Annotated in this window: 3 protein-coding genes and 1 pseudogene; 3 read left to right on the top strand and 1 reads right to left on the bottom strand. The window is 50.1% G+C overall.

Annotated features, from left to right (window positions below; genetic code table 11):
• Positions 1-56: 56 nt before the first annotated feature.
• Positions 57-386: pseudogene (locus HMPREF2954_RS03685) on the bottom strand (hypothetical protein); the annotation flags it as partial.
• A gap of 358 nt (positions 387-744) precedes the next feature.
• On the opposite strand from HMPREF2954_RS03685, the gene mnmG reads away from it, so the two are divergent.
• The 3 genes from mnmG to HMPREF2954_RS03670 all read left to right on the top strand — a co-directional run bounded on the left by mnmG (position 745) and on the right by HMPREF2954_RS03670 (position 4,610).
• On the top strand, positions 745-2,640 hold the full coding sequence (mnmG, locus tag HMPREF2954_RS03675; RefSeq protein ID WP_045073643.1) for a tRNA uridine-5-carboxymethylaminomethyl(34) synthesis enzyme MnmG: 1,896 nt from the start codon (positions 745-747) through the stop codon (positions 2,638-2,640).
• Positions 2,641-2,866: 226 nt separating this feature from the next.
• Positions 2,867-2,998 carry a hypothetical protein gene (locus tag HMPREF2954_RS13220; protein WP_321178100.1) on the top strand — a complete coding sequence of 44 codons (132 nt, stop codon included), beginning with the start codon at positions 2,867-2,869 and terminating at the stop codon, positions 2,996-2,998.
• Between the two features lie 148 nt (positions 2,999-3,146).
• Entirely contained in the window at positions 3,147-4,610 is a 1,464-nt protein-coding gene (locus tag HMPREF2954_RS03670; RefSeq protein WP_045073640.1) for a KAP family P-loop NTPase fold protein, read from the top strand.
• The last annotated feature ends 63 nt before the right edge of the window (positions 4,611-4,673 follow it).

Here is a 4,673-nt window from a genome sequence, read left to right as displayed (position 1 = left end):
GCCATGGTTAGACCTTCAAAGTTGAGTATTGTACCATTTTGTTTTTAATTGATTATAAGTTCCTGAGGCGTGAGGATTTGTCCGTCTTTTTCGGCAAACCAGGTTTCGATGTCGGTAGAGATGGTGCGGTAGCCTTCGCAATAGGACTGGCGCGCCAATTCGCGGATGCGCTTTTCATTCAACACGCCGTGTTTGCGCTTGCCGGCAGGGTCGGGCATCACCAGCTCGGATTCGTAAATCAGGAATACTTTGGACAATTTGTCGGCAGCCAGGTCGGGTTTGCCGACGTAGTCCATGCGGTCGTAAATGATAAAGTCTTTGCCGGAGGCAAGCGCGGAGGCGGCGGCAAGGAAGAGTAGGGATGTGGCACGGATAAATGGTTTCATTGGGTTTTCTTTTTGGTGAAGGTCGGGGTTTGCTGTTTCGGCAATGCGGGGAGGACTTGATATAAATTAATGGGAAAGGTCGCGGCAAACAAGGAGGATGGGCTAAAAACAAGTCAAAGGTCTTCTAAAAAACTGTAGATTTGAGATTGGGCCAAATCCGTTTCATCCGTTTTCATTTCGGTGAAACCGCATTTTCAGACGACCTTTTTCCCATCCCGTACCCGCAAGCGCCTTTCCACCTGTCAAATCCCCCCGAAAAAGCGTACAATTCCACGTTTATTTTTGAATTCATTATATTTTCAGACGACCTCCGTCAGAGAAAAGAGGTCGTCTGAAACCATTAGGCACGTTGACACACATGACCCACATGATTTACCCCAAAACCTACGACGTCATCGTCGTCGGCGGCGGACACGCAGGCACGGAAGCCGCGCTTGCCGCCGCCCGCATGGGCGCGCAGACGCTTTTGCTCACACACAACATCGAAACGCTCGGACAAATGTCGTGCAACCCCTCCATCGGCGGCATCGGCAAAGGCCATCTCGTGCGCGAACTCGACGCGCTCGGCGGCGCGATGGCGTTGGCCACCGACAAATCCGGCATCCAGTTCCGCCGTCTGAACGCCAGCAAAGGCGCGGCAGTGCGTGCCACGCGCGCGCAGGCGGACCGCATCCTGTACAAAGCCGCTATCCGCGAGATGCTGGAAAACCAAGAAAATCTGGAGCTTTTCCAGCAGTCGGTTAACGACGTAACGCTCGACGGCGACCGCATTTCAGGCGTAATCACCGCGATGGGCGTGGAATTCAAAGCCCGCGCCGTCGTGCTGACCGCAGGCACGTTTTTGTCCGGCAAAATCCACATTGGTTTGGAAAACTACGAAGGCGGCCGCGCCGGCGACCCCGCCGCCAAATCGCTGGGCGGACGTTTGCGCGAATTGAATCTGCCGCAAGGTCGTCTGAAAACCGGCACGCCGCCGCGCATCGACGGGCGCACGATTGATTTCTCCCAGCTTACCGAACAGCCCGGCGACACGCCCGTACCCGTCTTTTCCGTGCGCGGCAACGCCGAAATGCACCCGCGCCAAGTGTCCTGCTGGATTACGCATACCAACCTGCAAACCCACGGCATCATCCGCTCAGGCTTCGACCGCAGCCCCATGTTCACCGGCAAAATCGAAGGCGTCGGCCCGCGCTACTGCCCGTCTATCGAAGACAAAATCAACCGCTTCGCCGACAAAGACAGCCATCAGATTTTCCTTGAACCCGAAGGTCTGACCACCAACGAATACTACCCCAACGGCATCTCCACCAGCCTGCCGTTCGACATTCAAATTCAACTCGTGCGCAGCATGAAAGGTCTGGAAAATGCCCACATCCTACGCCCCGGCTACGCCATCGAATACGACTACTTCGACCCGCGCAACCTCAAAGCCAGCCTTGAAACCAAAACCATCCAAGGCCTCTTCTTCGCCGGACAAATCAACGGCACCACCGGCTACGAAGAAGCCGCCGCACAAGGCCTGCTCGCAGGCGCAAATGCCGTGCAATACGTCCGCGAACAAGACCCGCTCCTGCTGCGCCGCGAACAAGCCTATCTCGGCGTATTGGTGGACGACCTCATCACCAAAGGCGTGAACGAACCCTACCGCATGTTCACCAGCCGCGCCGAATACCGCCTGCAACTCAGGGAAGACAACGCCGACATGCGCCTGACCGAAGACGGCTACAAAATCGGCTTGGTGGGTGAAGCGCAATGGCGTATGTTCAACGAAAAACGCGAAGCCATCGAACGCGAAATCCAACGTTTGAAAACAACGTGGTACACGCCGCAAAAACTCGCCGAAGACGAACAAATCCGCGTGTTCGGGCAAAAACTCAGCCGCGAAGCCAACCTGCACGACCTCCTGCGCCGCCCGAACCTCGACTACGCCGCACTGATGACGCTCGAAGGCGCAGAACCCGAGTGCAGGCTGCCTGAAAACGTGATTGAGCAAGTGGAAATCCAAGTCAAATACCAAGGCTATATCGACCGCCAAAACGAAGAAATCGACAGCCGCCGCGACATCGAAACCTTAAAGCTGCCCGACGACATCGATTACAGCAAAGTCAAAGGCTTATCCGCCGAAGTGCAGCAAAAGCTCAACCAGCACAAACCCGAAACCGTCGGACAGGCAAGCCGAATTTCCGGCGTCACGCCTGCGGCGGTGGCATTGCTGATGGTGCATTTGAAGCGCGGGTTTAAGGGGGCGAAGTAGGCTCACCCGCAAATAGGGAAAGGTCGTCTGAAACCGAAAATCAGGTTTCAGACGACCTTTTTTAATACCAACACATATTTATGTAGATTAAAATAGAACGTACCCCTGCCGTCATTCCCGCGCAGCGTCGTAGGTCGGATTCTTGAATCCGACATCTTGGACGGTTGCGTCGGATACAAGTATCCGACCTACAGCTTGCGATCAAAATTAAATTTTAGGAATTATTATGAAATTAGCGGAGCTGGTTAATCATTACAGAGCTAAATTGGATATTCTTTCTGATGCGGTTTTGATTGGGGAAATACCGGAGGGAATTGATGAAATTCCTGATGAATTAAAGAAATTTTTAGTGTCGTAGTCGGATTCTTGAATCCGACATCTTGGACGATAGTGTCGGATAAAAGTATCCGACCTACAGTTGAATGATTGCGGTCTGGATTCCCGCCTGCGCGGGAATGACGGCATAGGTATTCTTATTTGAATTTATGATTAAACAAAGGGATGACATGGAAACCCAAACTTCAGAAAACCCCACTTTCGATACACAAGACGAATTCAACCGTAAGCCGATAGCCGAAAACATCATCAGGCTGCTTACTTCGCCCATCGACCTTTCCCCGATGGTCATCGACGGCGGCTGGGGAACGGGCAAAACCGAATTTTGCCAAAAGCTGATTCGACTCATGCAGGAGCAGCATCCCGATTACCGGCCCGTCTATATCGACGCCTTCCGTTCAGACCACAGCGGAGAGCCTCTGCTGGCATTGCTTGCCGAAATCATCAAAGCATGTACGCCTGAAGGTTCTGACGAAAAGCTTATTGAAGAACATAAAGATCGCATTAGGAGAATCACGAAAGCCGCAGGATTCTTGATGAAAACCGTTGCCAAGGCAGCGGTTGGTCATGTTCTAAAGCAAAATACAGACGATTTGGCAGAAGAGCTTCAACAGATAATGAATGACGGCCAAGAAGCAGACAGTTTGGCCGAAACCGTAACCGATGCCGCTGCCACAATCGCCAGCCATACCATCGATGCAACCGTCGAAGCCTTGTTGAAAGAGCAAATCGAAGCGGAAAAAAATCTAAAAACGCTCAAAGCATGCCTGAAAGAATTTGCAGAGGCCAAACCGATTATCCTGTTTATCGACGAACTCGACCGCTGCCGCCCCGATTACGCCGTCGATATGCTGGAGGTCATCAAGCATGTCTTTGAGGTTGAAAACGTCAAAATCGTGCTGGTAACGAACACCAAGCAACTGCGCGCGGCGATTAATCATCGGTATGGGGTGGAAGTGGATGCGCACAAATATTTGGATAAGTTTTTGAAGTATAGCTTTGCCTTGCCTGACAAGATTGTGGCTCCGTTTGGGATGATACAGGCTTTAGTTTCAGTTGAATATTTCAAACAGTTGATACGAAAAAGTCGTATGGCTGATGAATTACGAAGCTTAATTGAAGAACGTAATGGAACAATAAATTTTATCAGCGATATGATAGAACGGAACAATATATCGCTTAGGGAAACGGAACGATTAGTCCGATTTTTAGAGATATACCATTCTTTAAGTGGTGGACTGAATAAGGTAATCTGGCAATATGCCTTGCTTCGCATTACAGGTGTATTTATCTTCTGCTTCTATCCGAGTTTAATGGACGATATTAATAAAAATCGTACTGATAGCAAAGATTTTGCTCGATTGTTTAATATTCAGTCTTTGGCGAATATTCCAAAAAATAATTTTGGTGTGGTTCATACAAATACAAATGTAATTGCTATGATGCTCATTCTATATGGCACTGCAAATATACATTTTGACGTTGGTACCCTTCATGATAGAAGATCATGGCAAGAGCGTATAAATAAAGATTTTCTTGATAACGAAAATATTTGCCTAGATGGAATGGATGGAGTCCTTGATATTCTAGAAGACACCTTCCGAATCCTCAGCCTTGAACAAACATCTCGATGAAAAAAGGTCGTCTGAAAACCCAAAACCAAGTTTGAACTGCACCCCAAAAGTTGGACATCCCCT

The organism is Neisseria sp. HMSC067H09 (assembly GCF_001814135.1).
GTDB lineage: Bacteria > Pseudomonadota > Gammaproteobacteria > Burkholderiales > Neisseriaceae > Neisseria.
The sequence above is the reverse complement of the archived record's forward strand: the minus strand, read 5'-3'. Positions and strand labels throughout refer to the sequence as shown.

Bases quoted from the DNA above. Each gene is read 5' to 3' on its own strand.
- HMPREF2954_RS13220 (WP_321178100.1), top strand. From the start codon at position 2,867: ATGAAATTAGCGGAGCTGGTTAATCATTACAGAGCTAAATTGGATATT.
- HMPREF2954_RS03670 (WP_045073640.1), top strand. From the start codon at position 3,147: ATGGAAACCCAAACTTCAGAAAACCCCACTTTCGATACACAAGACGAA.
- mnmG (WP_045073643.1), top strand. From the start codon at position 745: ATGACCCACATGATTTACCCCAAAACCTACGACGTCATCGTCGTCGGC.